The organism is Thermopetrobacter sp. TC1, from assembly GCF_000746275.1.
In the GTDB taxonomy this organism is placed as follows: Bacteria; Pseudomonadota; Alphaproteobacteria; order Rhizobiales; family Aestuariivirgaceae; genus Thermopetrobacter.
Genome location: NZ_JQKX01000020.1, coordinates 1 through 15,712, shown reverse-complemented (window position 1 = coordinate 15,712; position 15,712 = coordinate 1). Strand labels below are relative to the sequence as shown.

The following is a 15,712-nucleotide window of genomic DNA, read 5'->3' as shown; positions in this document are numbered from 1 at the left end:
GCCTTTCCGCCCTTATTGACCGAACGTCTGCCTGAACACCGGGCCAAACAGGAAGAATCCCGCCAACGGGAAAACGACGTAATTTCCCACCACCAAAATCTTCCTGACAAGGCCCATCCGCTCCTGCATGGCCGCAAGCTCCTCTTCCGACGCCCCGGCCTTGCGCCGCTCGGCAATACTTCTGTTCAGCGCATGATTGCCCGCGATCATGTTGATCACCCCCACCAGCAGCAGAAACAGGGCACCGATCAAATTCCACTTGTCCAGCGGCTGATCGATTATGGCGACGATATCGTTCATGCACGCCCTCCCCCGTCACGGCGCCAGATCGAACGCAACGAGCACGCCGGCCACCGCCGCCACGTAGAACAGGGAGATGGGCAGGAACACCTTCCAGCCCAGACGCATGAGCTGATCGTAGCGATAGCGCGGCACGAAGGCCTTCACCAGCGCGAAGAAGAAGAAGACGAACAGCGCCTTGAGCGTGAACCAGATCACGCCCGGAATCCAGTTGAAGGGCGGCACGTCGATGATCGGCAGCCAGCCGCCGAGAAACAGCGTGGTGGTCAGCGCGCACATCAGGGTGATGGCCACGTATTCGCCCAGCATGAACAGCAGATAGGGCGTGGAGGAATATTCCACCATGTGCCCGGCCACCAGCTCCGATTCCGCCTCCACCATGTCGAAGGGCGGGCGGTTGGTCTCCGCCAGGGCGGAGATGAAGAAGATGATGAACATGGGAAACAGCGGCAGCCAGTACCAGTCGAGGAAGGAGCTGGGCAGGCCGAGCCAGGTGCCAAGCCCCGCCGTCTGGGCGCGCACGATCTCGGAGAGATTGAGCGATCCCGCCACCATGAGCACGGTGACGATGACAAAGCCGATGGAGACCTCATAGGAGACCATCTGCGCGGCGGAACGCAGGGCGGCCATGAAGGGATATTTGGAGTTGGAGGCCCAGCCGCCCATGATCACGCCGTAAACCGTCAGCGAGGACAGGGCGAAGATGTAGAGGATGCCGACGTTGATATCACCGATGGCCCAGCCGTCCGCCACCGGCACCACCGCCCAGGCGGCAAGCGCCAGCACAGAAACCACCAGCGGCGCAATGATGTAGACGCCCTTGTTGGTGGCATCGGGAATGACGACCTCCTTCAGCACGAACTTGAGAAGGTCGGCGAAGGATTGCAGCAGGCCGAAGGGGCCGACCACGTTCGGCCCGCGCCGCATCTGCACCGCGGCCCAGACCTTGCGGTCCACATAGATGAGAAAGGCCAGGGCCACGAGCAGAATGACCAGGAGCACCGCGCTCTTCAACGCGATGATGAACAGCCACCAGAGCGTATCCCAAAGGCTCGTCTGCATCGCCCTACTCCGCCGCTTCCCTGCCTGTCGTCTCCGCCGCCGTGCCGCCATTACCGCCGTTGCCGCCGTCGGGCGCATCGCCCGCGTTTGCGCGGTCCTTACGCAGCGCGCTCATCCGCTGCATGATGTCAGACGCGCGCGCGATCGGATTGGTCAGCCAGAAATCGGCGATCGGCGCCTTCAGCGGCGCCTCGTCAATTGCGCCGCCCAGCCGGGCGATCTCCCCGATCCCCGCAGGATCGGCCGGCGTGATGGAATCGATGGCCGCCAGATGAGGTGCCGTTTCGTACATGGCCTTGCGCAATGCCTCAAGGCTGTCAAAGCCGACATCAACGCCCAGCACGTCGGCCGCCTTGCGTAAGATCGCCCAGTCCTCCCGCGCCTCGCCCGGCGGCAGGATCGCCCGGCTCGTCATTTGCGGGCGGCCTTCCATGTTCACGAAGGTGACATCCTTCTCCACATAGGTGGCGCCGGGCAGGATGACATCGGCAATCTGCGCGCCGGCATCGCCATGGCTGCCCTGATAGACGACGAAAGGCCTGGCAAGGCGCGTCATGTCGAGCTCATCGGCATGCAAGAGCCAGACGAAGGAGAGCTCCTCCTGTTCCGCCGCATCAAGGATGGCGGCCGTGTCACGCCCGCCGTCATCCGGCAGGCAGCCCACCTCCAGCGCGCCCACCAGCCCTGCCTCCACATGCAGGACGGAAAAGCCGTTCCAGCCCTCCTTCACCGCCTCAACGGATTGAGCAAGGCGCGCAGCCGCCGACCAGAGGGTGGCAGCATCCGGCCGCTTAAGCGCGCCCATGCCAAGGATGATGAGCGGCCGCTCGGCCTTGCGCAGAACCTCGGCGAAGGCATGACGGCCTTCCGCAAGCTCAAGCAATACTTGAGGATTATCACCCAACCAATTGAAGTCATAGAAGAGATCCGGCTTCTCTCCCAGCAGGGCGACAGGCACGTCACGATCAAACCAGGCGCGATGAATCCGCGTGTTCAGCACCGCGGCGTCATACCGCGGATTGGTGCCGATGAACAGGATGGCATCGGCCTGATCGATGCCGGCGATGGTGGCGTTGAACAGCCAGCCCGCCCGGCCGCCGGCAGTGCCCAGGGGCACATGCGGCGGGCGGCAATCCACGGAAGCCACGCCCAGGGCCTGCATCAGCCGCTTAAGCGCAAAGGCCTCTTCCGCGGCGGCAAGACCGCCGGCGATGGCGGCCGCCTTGTCCGGCGCGTCCTTCGGGAAGGCCTCGGCAATACGATCAAAGGCCTCCTCCCAGCTGGCCGGGCGCAGCCGGCCGTTTTCCCGCACCCAGGGCGTATCAAGACGGCGTTTTTGCAGGCCGTCCCAGACATGGCGGGTCTTGTCGGAAATCCACTCCTCGTTGATGTCCTCATGCAGGCGCGGCAGGATGCGCATGAGCCGGTCGAACTTGGCGTCCACCCGGATGTTGCAGCCCATGGCATCCATGGCGTCGATGGTTTCGGTCTTGGTCAGCTCCCAGGGGCGGGCGCGGAAGGCATAGGTTGCGTTGGTGAGCGCGCCCACGGGGCAGAGATCGACGATATTGCCGGCCAGCTCGGTATCCAGTGCGGCATCGAGATAGGTGGAAATCTCCACATCCTCACCGCGGCCGATGGCGCCGAGATCTCCCAAGCCCGCAACATCGGCGATGAAGCGCACGCAGCGGGTGCATTTGATGCAGCGGGTCATCACCGTCTTGATCAGGGGGCTGATATAGCGGTTTTCCACCGCGCGCTTGGGCTCGCGAAAGCGCGAAACGCCGCGGCCATAGCCCATGGCCTGATCCTGCAGGTCGCACTCGCCACCCTGATCGCAGATGGGACAATCCAGCGGGTGATTGATGAGAAGAAACTCCATCACCCCCTGCCGCGCCTTGCGGGTGACTTCCGAGTCCGTGAACACCTGCGGCGGCTCGCCATTGGGGCCGGGCCTGAGATCGTTGACTGAAAGGGCGCAGGAGGCCATGGGCTTGGGGATGCCCGAAACCTCCACCAGGCACATGCGGCAGTTGCCGGCCACGGAAAGGCGCTCGTGATAACAGAAGCGCGGAATCTCCTTGCCGGCCATTTCGCAGGCCTGCAGGACGGTGGTTCCGTCCGGCACCTCGATTTCCTGCCCGTCTATGACGATCTTCGGCATGTCGCCCTATCCCTGTCGTTTGTTCCTCAAGCCGCCGTTTCCGCTTTCCCGTCATTCCGGCGAAAGCCGGAATCTCGCACCACACCCTCATGAGTCCGCGGCACGAGACCTAAGGCTTTCGCCGGGGTGGCGAAGCGTTCAGCCCGCCGCCGCCTTCTCCATCTCCTTCACCATCGAGCCCTCCGCATCCGCCCGCGCCGTGTATTCATCGATGCGGGCCTCGATCTCATCGCGGAAGTGATTGATCAGCCCCTGCACCGGCCAGGCCGCCGCATCGCCCAGCGCACAGATGGTATGGCCCTCGATCTCCTTGGACACCTCGAAGAGAAGGTCGATCTCGCGCTTTTCCGCCCGGCCTTCGGCCATGCGCTCCAGCATGCGCCACATCCAGCCCGTGCCTTCGCGGCAGGGTGTGCACTGGCCGCAGGATTCGTGCTTGTAGAAATAGGCAAGCCGGGCGATGGCGCGGATGATGTCGGTGGACTTGTCCATGACGATGATGCCGGCGGTGCCCAGGCCAGAGCCGAGCTTGGCGAGATCATCGAAGGTCATGGGGCAGTCGATGATCTGCTCCGCCGGCACGCAGCGCACAGACGATCCGCCGGGAATGACCGCCTTGAGATTGTCCCAGCCGCCGCGGATGCCGCCGGCGTGGGTCTCGATGAGCTCACGGAAGGTGATGCCCATCTCCTCTTCCACCACGCAGGGCTTTTCCACATGGCCGGAGATGCAGAAGAGCTTGGTGCCGGTGTTGTTGGGCTTGCCTAGGCTGGCAAACCAGCTGCCGCCACGGCGCAGGATCTCGCCGACGGAGGCGATGGATTCCACGTTGTTGACCGTGGTGGGACAGCCATAAAGGCCGGCGTTGGCCGGAAACGGCGGCTTCAGCCGCGGCTGGCCCTTCTTGCCCTCGATGGATTCGATCAGCGCCGTTTCCTCACCACAGATGTAGGCACCGGCGCCATGATGGACGATGATGTCGAAATCCCAGCCGAAGATGGTGTCCCGCCCCAGGATGCCGGCCTCATAGGCTTCCTCAACCGCCGCCTCGAAAACCTTGCGCTCATGGATGAACTCGCCGCGGAAGTAGATGAAGGCCGTGTGGGCGAGCATGGCGCGGCCGGCGAGGATCATGCCCTCGATGAGGCGATGGGGATCATGGCGCAGGATTTCGCGGTCCTTGCAGGTGCCGGGCTCGGATTCGTCGGCGTTGACCACGAGATAATGCGGGCGCTCGCCCACCTCCTTGGGCATGAAGGACCATTTCAGCCCGGTGGGAAAGCCGGCACCGCCACGACCGCGCAGGCCTGAGGCCTTCACCTCCTCGATGATCCAGTCGCGGCCCTTCTCGATGAAGCCCTTCACCCCGTCATAGACGCCGCGCTTCAAGGCGCCGGCCAGGCGCCAGTCGTGCAGGCCGTAGAGGTTGGTGAAGATGCGATCCTTGTCACTCAGCATCGGCTCACAGCTCCGGTTCGCCCACGATATCCAGGCGCTTTTCGATGCGTTCGATGCGCGTATCCAACGCAGCAAGCGCTTCGTAAAGGTTGGCCACGTCCTTTTCCACCGCCAGCATGTGCGTTTGCAGGGCAGAGATGCGTGTGGTCATCTCCTTCTGACTCTGCTCAATATTGCCGAGCCGCGCTTGCATGCTTTTAAGCACTTCGTAAATCAATTCGTTCGTTATCTCGGCCATTGTGGCTTCCTCCGGCCCTCTCATCCCCGCGCGCCTTATGCGTTGCGCCGGGATGCCTGAACGCTTCAGCGCGGTTTCTTGCCAAAGCGGCGGATGTATTCCTCCTCGCCGCCGGCGGCGAGTGCCGCGGCCTGTTCCACCCACTTGTCCCGCACGATGCGGCCCTTGAACTTGAGGTGATCATCCACCCACTTGATCTCGCCCGGCCCCCAGCTGGCGATCTGGGCGAAGGTGTAGATGCCAAGATCGTTGAGCAGCTTCTCAAGCTTTGGCCCGACACCGGAAATGAGCTTGAGATCATCAACCTGCGCAGGCGGCGCCTCATAAAGCTGCGGCGGGGTGGCTTTAGCGGCCTCCACTTCCTCTTCGCTTGGCGTGCGGGCTTCTGCCAGATCCGCAAGAGCGGCCGCGCCTTGCAGAGCGGTATCTTTCGGCGTTTCCGCGCCAGGGCTTTCTGTTGCCTCTTTCGCCTCTTTCGCCTCACCTTGTGCAAGAGCGCTCGCCTCAGCCTGCTCCTTGGCAGTTTCTTTTGCCGTTTCGGCCGCGGCCCTCTCCTTTTCTTCGGTTTTCTTTGCGCTGGCTGTTTCGTCTTGCGCGTGTGCCGGCGTTTCCGGCGCCGTGGCTGCATGTTTCGCCGCACTGCTCTTGCGGGCAGCGATTAAGGCCTCGGCGTCCGATCCCTTGTTGAACAGGGAATCATCCGTCAGCGTCGTTGGTCCGCCCAGCGGTTCAGAGGACGTGCGCCCGTTCTGCGGCCCAGGCTCCGGCCAGCGCCCGGCGGCGATCTCATCGAGGATCTCCTCGAAGCGCTCCGGCGTGAGATCCTCATAGACCCTTTCGCCGATCTGGATCATGGGCGCGTTGGTGCAGGCGCCGAGGCATTCCACCTCCTCCCAGGAAAAGTCGCCGTCCTCGGAGAGCGTGTGCGCCTTTTCGGCGATGCGCCGCTTGCAGACCTTGATCAGCTCCTCCGCGCCGCGCAGGCGGCAGGGTGTGGTGCCGCAGACCCAGATGTGCGCCTTGCGGCCAACGGGCTGAAGCTGAAACTGCGTGTAGAAGGTGGCGATCTCCAGCACGCGGATGGGGCGCATCTTCAGCATGTCCGCGATATAGCGGATCATCGGCTCCGTCACCCAGCCGCCGTTCTGCTCCTGCGCACGGGTAAGCAGCGGAATGACGGCGGAAGCCTGACGCCCTTCGGGATAGCGCGCGATCACCTCCTTCGCCCAGGCCAGATTCTCCGGCGTGAATGCGAAGCTCTCGGGCTGCTCGGGATGAAGCCTGCGAAAACTCATGACCCGGCCCTCCCCTCTGTGGAAAGAAGCCTGCCCGATGCCATGCGCGCCCCCTTCCCTCCCCCTGGTAGGGGGAGGGTCAGGGAGGGGGTCGGGCGATTTAGAAGAAGTTGAATTTTCGCACAGATGTCGTTCACAACCCCGTCCACATCCCGCAGCACATCAGCAGTCCAATACCGTAGAACCATCACGCCATGCCTTGCCAAATAGGCATCCCGTTCTTGATCATGCTTCCGGCCGCGCATCTTTCCATGCTGAGAACCATCCACTTCGATGGCAAGGGCAAGCTCCGGACAATAGAAATCCAGAACATAAGGCCCAAAGGGATGTTGGCGGCGGAACTTAAGACCCAGAAGTCTCTTTCGCCTCAGGAAATGCCAGAGACGCATCTCGGCTTTCGTCATTTCGCGCCGCAGATAACGCGCCAACCGCACATTGCTCCCGCGCCGCCGAGTTCTGGGCCCGACCCCCTCCCGGCGCTTCGCGCCGACCTCCCCCTGCCAGGGGGAGGATCCGCATCTTCCAAGGCGCGGTTCAACATATTCCTGGTCATGCCGGATCATCGGTCGATCTCCCCGAACACGATGTCGATGGAGCCGATGATGGCCGAAACATCGGCCAGCATGTGCCCCCGGGAGAGGAAATCCAGCGCCGCCAGATGGGCAAAGCCCGGCGCCCTGATCTTGCAGCGGTAGGGACGGTTGGACCCGTCGGAGACGAGATAGACGCCAAATTCGCCCTTGGGCGCTTCCACTGCGGCGTAGACCTCGCCCTCCGGCACCTTCAGCCCCTCGGTAACCAGCTTGAAGTGCTCAATGAGAGCCTCCATGGAGGTTTTCATCTCCGCCCGCCGCGGCGGCGCGATGCGCCTATCGCCAACAAGCACCTCGCCCTGCCCCTTAGCGGAGGAGAGGATCTCCACGCACTGCTTCATGATGTGCACGGACTGATACATCTCCTCCATGCGCACGAGATAGCGATCGTAACAGTCGCCGTTCTTGCCCACGGCCACCTTGAAATCGAGGTCGGAGTAGCACTCATAGGGCTGCGCTCGGCGCAGATCCCACGGCGCGCCGCAGCCGCGCACCATCACGCCGGAAAAGCCGCGGGCGAAGGCCTCCTCCAGCGTCACCTTGCCGATATCGACATTGCGCTGCTTGAAAATGCGGTTGTCGGTCAGCAGGCCCTCGATGTCCTGCAGGACCTTGGGATGGGTCTCGCAGAATTCCCCGATGTCGTCGATGAGATCGGGCGGCAGATCCTGATGCACGCCGCCGATGCGGAAATAGGCCGCATGCATGCGGGCACCGGAGGCGCGCTCATAGAAGATCATCAGCTTCTCGCGCTCCTCAAAGCCCCACAGCGGCGGGGTGAGCGCGCCCACGTCCATGGCCTGGGTGGTGACATTGAGCAGGTGATTGAGCAGCCGGCCAATCTCGGAATAGAGCACGCGGATGACCTGGGCGCGATAGGGCACCTCAATGCCAAGCAGCTTCTCGGCGGCGAGGACGAAGGCGTGCTCCTGATTCATCGGCGCCACATAATCGAGCCGGTCAAAATAGGGCACCGCCTGATGCCAGGTCTTGGTCTCGATCAGCTTCTCCGTGCCGCGATGCAAAAGCCCGATATGGGGATCGGCACGCTCCACCACCTCGCCGTTGAGCTCCAGCACCAGGCGCAGAACGCCATGGGCCGCCGGATGCTGCGGGCCGAAGTTGATGGTGAAATTGCGTACGCTGACGTCGGTCTCGGCCATGGCCCTGTCACCCGAATCCTTGAGAGAAACTCCCGCTGCCTCACCGTCTCGTTTCAGGCATCCTTGCCGGGCGCTTCAGCCCCCTGATCCCCCTGCCCTTGCGCCTTCTCATCCCCGGGCAGGACCTCCTCCTGCCGCGGCTGCCACGGTTCGCCCCGCCACGGCGAAAGATTGTCGAAAGCGCGCCAGGCCTGCTGCAGGTTCACAGGCTCATAGACCACGCGCTTCTTGTCCTCGTCGTAGCGCACCTCGACAAAACCGGTGACCGGAAAGTCCTTGCGCAGGGGATGGCCCTGAAAGCCATAGTCGGTGAGGATTCGCCTGAGATCGGGATGGCCTGAGAAAAAGACGCCATACATGTCCCAGACCTCGCGCTCATACCAGTCCGCGCCGGGGAAGATCTCGATGCAGGAAGGTACCGATTCCCCCTCGGCCACCGGCACCTTGATGCGCACGCGCGCGTTGCGATAGGGCGAGAGCAGGTGATAGACGACCTCGAAGCGCTTCTCCCGCTCCGGCCAGTCCACGCCGCAGATGTCGGTGAAGCAGACGAAGCGGCAGTTGGCATCATCCCGCAGAAAGCGCAGAACTTCGAGGATGTGATCCTTGTCGGTGACGATCTGCAGCTGGCCATGAACCACCTTCACCTCGGATACGGCATCCCCGAGATGGGCCTGCACATGATCGGCCATGACGGCGAGATCGGCCGCATCGACGCTCTCTGCCGGCTTGCTGTTCATGACCCCGTCCCGCTCCCTCGTTTACCGTGATCCTTTCCGGCCTCTTTCCCGGACCGTTTCCTCATCGTTCATATCCGCCCGCGGCGGCCTTATGACATTGCTCTTTTATGACGCGCCCTATCTCCTCTTCAGCGCTCGATGGTGCCGGTGCGGCGGATCTTGCGCTGCAGAAGCAGCACGCCGTAAACCAGCGCCTCCGCCGTCGGCGGACAGCCCGGCACGTAGATGTCCACCGGCAGCACCCGATCGCAGCCGCGCACCACGGAATAGGAATAGTGATAATAGCCGCCGCCATTGGCGCAGGAGCCCATGGAAATGACCCAGCGCGGCTCCGGCATCTGGTCATAGACCTTGCGAATGGCCGGCGCCATCTTGTTGGTCAGTGTGCCGGCAACGATGATGACGTCGGACTGGCGGGGGCTGGCGCGCGGGGCGAAGCCGAAGCGCTCCAGATCATAGCGCGGCATGGAGGCCTGCATCATTTCCACCGCGCAGCAGGCCAGCCCGAAGGTCATCCACATCAGCGAGCCGGTGCGGGCCCAGTTGATGATGTCGTCGGTGGTGGTGGTGATGAAGCCCTTGTCGGCCAGGGCATCGTTGATGCCGGCCATGCTCTCGCGATGCGCCTCCGTCACGGTCGCCGCCGCTTCCGCGGCCGCCGTGGCCGGATCGACGATCAGCGGTTTGCCGCCCGAGATCAATCCCATTCCAGCGCCCCCTTCCGCCATTCATAGATGAAGCCGATGGTGAGCACGCCCAGGAACACCATCATCGACCAGAAGCCGAACAGACCATTCTCCTTCAGCGTGATCGACCAGGGAAAGAGAAAGGCCACCTCAAGATCGAAGATGATGAAGAGGATGGACACGAGATAGAAGCGCACATCGAAGCGCATGCGCGCATCATCGAAGGGATCAAACCCGCATTCGTAGGCGGAATTCTTCTCCCGGTCCGGGCGGCGCACGGCCAGAACCATGGCCGAAACGAGCAGCGCCAGCCCGATGACCGCGGCAATGCCGATGAAGATGATCACCGGCAGATACTGGATCAGCAGCTCCCTCATGCTCCCGCTCCCCTCTGGCCGGCCACGCCCCCTCCTTGAACCCGGCGCCGGCCATGATCAGAGACGATCATGGCGACTCACAGCGGCGCCTTGCACACAAAGCCTGGCCGGCCCGGATTTGGTAGCCGAACGCAGGCGCCGCCGCAAGCGATTTCACCAACTTCACGGTGCGGCAATTTTGATCAGGATCAAGATTTTTTCATTCCGAAAAGCCCCTGCCTTGGGGCCTACCACCAAAGACGGATGCGCGGGCCTGGGGAAATTCTCACGTGCTTTCAGAAACATGAACACGCCTGCGATCATGCGCGCAGGAATGTCACCTGCGGTTGTACATTGGTGTCCAAATAAATTACCCATGCGCTGCGAATGATTTACGTTATCAAGAATGTAAGCACTTACATGCAGCATAGATGCTTTTACCAAGGCACTCTCCCACCATCATCCAAACTTGGAGTAGGTTTTTTATCTGAATTATCAACAAGTTACGTCATGCCTGGGCGTGTCCCGGGCATCCAGGGGTGGTTTACGCAGGCGGTGATGGCTATCAGGAACGGTTCTTCCGGGCTGGAAAGCTTACCGCCGGAAGGATGTTGTACATCCTTCTGGAACGTTTCGGCGGGGTTTCCAACCCCGCCTTTAGGCACAGATGGCGGGGTAACATACCCCGCCAAAACGTTCCGGAACGGGATAAAATCCCGTTCCGGCATTTTATATCCATACGGCTCAGATCAAGCCTGCTGGTGAGCACCATCGCCTACCAGACCCGCCTCATCCTTGGCCCTGGATTGCCGGGATCCCGGTTCAAGCCCGGGACAGGCTAGGCCCGACAATGACGTTTTCTTGTGGTTTATCAACAAGTTAAATAACAAACCCCTAGCTCATGGAAAGTCTTTTTTCCTCGGTCGATTTGGCGTCAACAGCACGTTTCATGAATTTTCTTGGAAAGACATGTGCGGTCGCAGGTATGGCTGCCCTGTGAAGGAGGAGGAATCAACGGCTGACAGGACGAAATGGCGGGAAAGGCTAAGGAAAAGGGAATGGCGCGAGCGACGGGACTCGAACCCGCGACCTCCGGCGTGACAGGCCGGCGTTCTAACCAACTGAACTACGCCCGCTTGAGCCTTGTGATGTGGTTCACGGACACCGCAATCCCGGTTCCGGCGCCGTGTTGGTGACGAGCTGTCGTTTAAGCGCTGTGGCGGGGCAAGTCAAGCGCTTTTGTTGGCCTTTGCATGGAAAGCGTCTCAGGAGTGCTGAAGGGAGGGGGGCAGTCTTTGTCCGGCAGGTGTTGCGGGCGCGAATTCACCCTTTTCTGCAAGGACGCTTTTCTGCATGATGGAAGGGGAAACGAGTCTGCTCCCTCCGCCCGATTAGGCGGGGAGATGATGCGAAATTCGGGGGGCGCCATGGCGCCAAGAGAGAGTTCACCGCGCAAAGAGGGATCGCAGCCGGGGCGTGAGGCGAAAGGAGGCCGCACAGGCGCCACAGCCCCCGCACGTGCCGGCGAACGCAAAGAGAATCAGATATCGGCACCCGATGAGGTGCCGGTGCAGATTCCATTCGTCTTTCAGCGCATCGATCGCAGCATTGCCCGTTTCATCGATCCCCTGGGCAATCTCCTTGTCGATCTGTTTCATTATGCGGCGCTTTTCGCCATCGGCGCGGTCACGGTCTGGGCCACACTTGCCGAATTCGTGCGCCTTATCGAGGTCGGCCATGTTTCGGTGGGCGATCTGCTGCTTTTATTCATCTATCTCGAGGTGGGCGCCATGGTCGGCATCTATTTCCGCACCAGCCGCATGCCTGTGCGCTTCCTCGTTTATGTGGCGATCACGGCGCTGACGCGGCTGCTCATCGGCGAGGTGGGCAAGCTGGAAGCTGGCAAAGGCGGCGATGCGCAGCAGCTGATGTGGATCGCCGGCGCCGCCCTCGTGCTCGCCGTGGCACTGCTGCTTCTGCGTTATGGTTCCTCGCGCTTCCCCTCACCGCCGAGTGACTATCAGTCCCAGTTGCGCACCGGTCGCTTCTCCGCCCGGCGCCCGCGCCCGGAAGACAGTGAATGAACGCCTATCATCCTGCACAGCACAGGGCTGGGTACGACGTCAGGATCATACTACACGACACAGCAGTGCCATCTTCCGCATCACCCCGGCGAAAGCCCAGTGGTGTCCAAATAAATTACTCTATGCGCTGCGAATAATTCTCGTTATTAAGAGTGTAATCACTCACATGCACCATAGATGCTTTTACCAAGGCATTCTCCCACCATCGCCCAAACTCGGAGTGTGTTATTTTTATCTGGATTTTCAAGAAGTTACGTCATGCCCGGGCTGAACACTTGTCCCGGGCATCCAGGGGCGGTTTAATCATGCGGTTATGGCAGGCAGGAACGCTTCTTCCAGGCTCTGTCCTTCAAAAGGGACCTCCCATCAAAAAGCATACGGCTCAGATCAAGCCTGCTGGTGAGCACTATCGCCCACCAAAACCGCCTCATCCCTGGCCCTGGATTGCCGGAACAAGTCCGGCAATGACGTTTTTTTGTGGTTTATCAATTAGTTAAACAACCAACTCCTAACTCATGGAGAGTCTTTTTTCCTTGGTCGATTTGGCGTCAACAGCATGCTTCCTGAATTTACTTGGCCAGGCGTGGACGAAAGCCGGGGTCTCGAGTCACAAACGCAGGCGATTATGGGCTGACATACCGGCTTTCGCCGGTATGACGATACTATGTGTTGTGCTCATCCGGTTTATCAGGAAATGTTGCATGTCCACGGCAAACAGGCAGAAACATAAACATATTCTCACAATCCAAATAATAAAACTCATGTCACGCATCGTGAAAAATGAATGCCGTGATCATGCAGGGCTGGCCTGCAGGGCCCGGGTTAAGTCCTGAAAAATGGCGGTGAGCACAAGGCCGGTGTCGAGATTGAGGCTCTCGGCCCGGGTCAGGAGATGCGCGATTTCGGCCTCGGCCCGGGCCAGGCGCTGGGCAGTCTGTGCGTTCCCGTGCAGCGCGGCCTCTCGCGCCCGCTCCTGCAGCCAGGACCGCAGCAGATCCACAAACAGCGCCAGCGCGTGCGGATCACGGGCGGCAGCCAGCTCCTGCACGATGGCCGTCGTTTCAGCCCGGTCAGGGACTCCGCCCGCATCAAGCGTCGCTCGCAGCCGGGAGAACAGGCGCCCGGCGCTGGATGTAACCAGTTTCAGGGCCAGCCCCGGCGCGCCCTGGCAATGGGCAATGGCCTCCTCCAGCACCTCAGCATCAGTCCGTTCCGTTACATCGAGAAGCGCCAGCGTCTCGCGCACCTGGGCAGGCGTAAGCGGGCGCAGGGGCAGATGCAGACAGCGGGAGCGGATGGTGGGAAGGAGCCGCCCCGGCGCATGGGAGATGAGCAGAAAGAGCGTGCGCTGCGGCGGCTCCTCCAGCGTCTTGAGCAGGGCGTTGGCGGCGGCGAGATTGAGATCGTCAACGGGATCCACAATCACCACCCGCCAGCCGCCTTCGGCCGGGGTCAGGGTGAGAAAATGCAGGATGCGGCGCGCTTCATCCACGCCGATGGCGCGTTTCGGCCGGCCGGTCTTTTCATCGATGATGCGCTCCACAGAGACAAGATCCGGATGCGCACGGGCGGCCACCCGGCGAAAAACGGGATGGGCGGGATCAAGCTGCAGATCGCCGTCCTCCGGCGGCGGCGCATCGCCATGGGCGAGCAGATAGCGGGCGAAGCGCCAGGCGAGCGTGGCCTTGCCGATACCCTCCGGGCCGCTCAACAGCCAGGCATGATGCAGCCGGCCGGAACGCAGGGCGGACAGCATGCGCGCCTCCGCCTTCAAATGACCGACAAGAACGGTCATCTCGGCAGGATGCGGAATATCCGGCACAGCCGTCTTTTCCTGAGCGGCACGGGCCATGGACGGGCTCCTTGTCACATCCCCGGTTCAGGCGCCGGGCAACAGGCCGGCCTTGCGCAAACGCGCGGTGGTGATGCGGGCGATCTCCGCCGCCACCTGTTCAGGCGGCCGGCTGGCATCGATCACCACACAGCGTTGCGGCTGGGCGCGGGCGATCGTCAGATAAGCCTCCCGCAGGCGCTTGTGAAAGGCAAGCCCGAAACGCTCGAAGCGGTCCTCGCTTCCGGAATCATGGCTTAAGGCCGCGTCTGCCTGTGCCGCAGGCTGCTTTTTGTTGTTGGTGGCATCTTGCGCCAGGCGCCTGCCGGCCCGGGTGAGACCCATTTCGGGATCGATGTCCATGATGAAGGTGAGATCGGGCACGGTCTCGCCCACCACGTCGCGCTCCAGCGCATCGACAAGGCGCGCCGGACAGTCGCCGGCAAGCACCTGATAGGCGCGTGTGGAATCCATGAAGCGATCGGAGATCACCACCCTGCCCTGCCGCAAGGCCGGGCGGATGCGCCGGCGCAGGTGATCATCGCGGGCGGCGTAATTGAGCAGGGCCTCGGCGGTGGAAGACAGCGCATCAGGATCGCCGCGTACGAGCAGCGCGCGGATGCGCTCGGCCATGTCGGTGCCGCCCGGCTCCCGGGTGAGGAGCACGGACAGGCCCGATTCTTCCAGGAGATCCTTGAGCAGGCGGGCCTGCGTGCTCTTGCCGCTGCCCTCCCCGCCCTCGAAGGTGATGAAAAAGCCCGATCCTTCGCCCGCCATGCCCGAAATCCGCTCTCAATCCCAACCAACACCCGGCCGGATGACAACACAAGCCCCTATTGCCGAAACCACACACCTTGCGCACTTTGCCGCCTGTACCTGAGAAAAAACAAGGCCACAAACGCAAAAATCACCCGGGCGGACAAGGGGCATATCACCTCCGGTGTAAAGCAAACTGGAGTGGCGGCCGTTGCTAAATCGCCAGGAGGGGATTTTATCCCGTTCCTTAAACGTTTAGGCGGGGGTTAAAAACCCGCCGAATTGTTCTGGAAGGATATGAAATATCCTTTCGGCAGTAGGAAACCTGCAAGATAGGGCAATGCCTTCATGCGCGTATGGCCCGACCCCCACCCGGCCCCTGGCGGGGCCGACCTCCCCCTATCAGGGGGAGGTGAAGAGTATGCACCTTTCCTGCTTATCCGCCCCTGGACAGCCGGGACAAGCCCGGCTGTGACGCGGTGAGGAGAACGAGATGAAACACGGCAATCTCCTGCCTTGCAACAAGGAAAGAGATAGTTACAACCCATTGAATTTCCACAACAAAACGTCATTGCCGGCCTTGTTGTTCAGCCCGGAGACATGGTTTACACCTGTTCGGAGACATGGTTGACACATTATAGGGCGCAAAGGCGGGGTGGGTTCAAGGTCCGGGTGGACCGGTGATGGAGAGCGAGAGGGGGGTGTTTCACAGGGCCTTGCCTGTCAAGGATGAAACCGCTTGCGCGGCGGCCCTTTAGGGCCGTCCTTGACAGGCAAGGGCCTGTGAAAGAATGCTTTGAGAGACGCCAATGGCGAAGACTTCGCCATTGGCGTGTCCTTGCAAACTCGAAGGGAGGCGCAAAAAGTCACCACAGGAGCGGCGTCCGTCGCCCTCAAGAGCGCGTTTTGCCCGTTCGCAGGTCGATTTCGGTGATCTTGACGCTGCCGAAGCAGACATCGAAGAGGCCGTCGGTGGCCGTGGGCCT

14 protein-coding genes, 1 tRNA gene and 1 pseudogene are annotated in these 15,712 nt (G+C 61.8%); 1 reads left to right on the top strand and 15 read right to left on the bottom strand.

Features of this window, described 5'->3' with window-relative positions:
- Positions 1 to 12: 12 nt before the first annotated feature.
- The 13 genes and pseudogenes from EK16_RS02295 to EK16_RS02240 all read right to left on the bottom strand — a co-directional run bounded on the left by EK16_RS02295 (position 13) and on the right by EK16_RS02240 (position 11,191).
- A complete protein-coding gene (locus EK16_RS02295; protein WP_038034343.1) occupies positions 13 to 300 on the bottom strand; it encodes a hypothetical protein in 288 nt (95 codons plus the stop codon).
- Positions 301 to 315: 15 nt separating this feature from the next.
- Positions 316 to 1,362, bottom strand: a complete 1,047-nt coding sequence (nuoH, locus tag EK16_RS02290) for an NADH-quinone oxidoreductase subunit NuoH (RefSeq protein ID WP_051928803.1) — start codon at positions 1,360 to 1,362, stop codon at positions 316 to 318.
- 103 nt (positions 1,363 to 1,465) lie between these two features.
- A pseudogene (nuoG, locus tag EK16_RS02285) lies at positions 1,466 to 3,526 on the bottom strand (NADH-quinone oxidoreductase subunit NuoG); the annotation flags it as partial.
- 138 nt (positions 3,527 to 3,664) lie between these two features.
- Complete coding sequence (gene nuoF, locus EK16_RS02280) at positions 3,665 to 4,984, bottom strand: NADH-quinone oxidoreductase subunit NuoF (RefSeq protein WP_038034340.1); 1,320 nt, start codon at positions 4,982 to 4,984, stop codon at positions 3,665 to 3,667.
- Between the two features lie 4 nt (positions 4,985 to 4,988).
- Positions 4,989 to 5,222 (bottom strand): hypothetical protein, encoded by a 234-nt coding sequence (locus tag EK16_RS02275; protein ID WP_038034496.1) that lies wholly within the window; start codon positions 5,220 to 5,222, stop codon positions 4,989 to 4,991.
- Positions 5,223 to 5,287: 65 nt separating this feature from the next.
- A complete protein-coding gene (locus tag EK16_RS02270; RefSeq protein WP_038034338.1) occupies positions 5,288 to 6,517 on the bottom strand; it encodes an NADH-quinone oxidoreductase subunit E in 1,230 nt (409 codons plus the stop codon).
- A complete protein-coding gene (locus EK16_RS02265) occupies positions 6,514 to 6,951 on the bottom strand; it encodes an endonuclease domain-containing protein (protein WP_038034494.1) in 438 nt (145 codons plus the stop codon). The genes EK16_RS02270 and EK16_RS02265 overlap by 4 nt, the downstream gene beginning before the upstream one ends.
- A gap of 125 nt (positions 6,952 to 7,076) precedes the next feature.
- Positions 7,077 to 8,273: an NADH-quinone oxidoreductase subunit D gene (locus tag EK16_RS02260; protein WP_038034337.1), complete on the bottom strand. Its 1,197-nt coding sequence runs from the start codon at positions 8,271 to 8,273 to the stop codon at positions 7,077 to 7,079.
- A 53-nt stretch (positions 8,274 to 8,326) separates the two neighbouring features.
- Positions 8,327 to 9,013, bottom strand: a complete 687-nt coding sequence (locus EK16_RS02255) for an NADH-quinone oxidoreductase subunit C (protein WP_231573570.1) — start codon at positions 9,011 to 9,013, stop codon at positions 8,327 to 8,329.
- Positions 9,014 to 9,141: 128 nt separating this feature from the next.
- Complete coding sequence (locus tag EK16_RS02250) at positions 9,142 to 9,720, bottom strand: NuoB/complex I 20 kDa subunit family protein (protein WP_038034335.1); 579 nt, start codon at positions 9,718 to 9,720, stop codon at positions 9,142 to 9,144.
- On the bottom strand, positions 9,711 to 10,076 hold the full coding sequence (locus EK16_RS02245; RefSeq protein WP_038034333.1) for an NADH-quinone oxidoreductase subunit A: 366 nt from the start codon (positions 10,074 to 10,076) through the stop codon (positions 9,711 to 9,713). Before EK16_RS02245 ends, EK16_RS02250 begins: the two co-directional genes overlap by 10 nt.
- 162 nt (positions 10,077 to 10,238) lie before the next feature.
- Entirely contained in the window at positions 10,239 to 10,499 is a 261-nt protein-coding gene (locus tag EK16_RS12115; protein WP_156098435.1) for a hypothetical protein, read from the bottom strand.
- A gap of 615 nt (positions 10,500 to 11,114) precedes the next feature.
- Positions 11,115 to 11,191 (bottom strand) — tRNA-Asp (locus EK16_RS02240).
- Between the two features lie 438 nt (positions 11,192 to 11,629).
- Here EK16_RS02240 and EK16_RS02235 point away from each other — a divergent pair.
- Positions 11,630 to 12,139, top strand: a complete 510-nt coding sequence (locus EK16_RS02235; protein WP_231573579.1) for a phosphate-starvation-inducible protein PsiE — start codon at positions 11,630 to 11,632, stop codon at positions 12,137 to 12,139.
- Positions 12,140 to 12,932: 793 nt separating this feature from the next.
- Here EK16_RS02235 and EK16_RS02230 read toward each other — a convergent pair.
- Together EK16_RS02230 and tmk are read right to left on the bottom strand one after the other, a co-directional pair.
- Complete coding sequence (locus tag EK16_RS02230; RefSeq protein ID WP_038034331.1) at positions 12,933 to 13,991, bottom strand: DNA polymerase III subunit delta'; 1,059 nt, start codon at positions 13,989 to 13,991, stop codon at positions 12,933 to 12,935.
- 27 nt (positions 13,992 to 14,018) lie between these two features.
- Positions 14,019 to 14,747: a dTMP kinase gene (gene tmk / locus EK16_RS02225; RefSeq protein WP_038034330.1), complete on the bottom strand. Its 729-nt coding sequence runs from the start codon at positions 14,745 to 14,747 to the stop codon at positions 14,019 to 14,021.
- Positions 14,748 to 15,712: the final 965 nt, after the last annotated feature.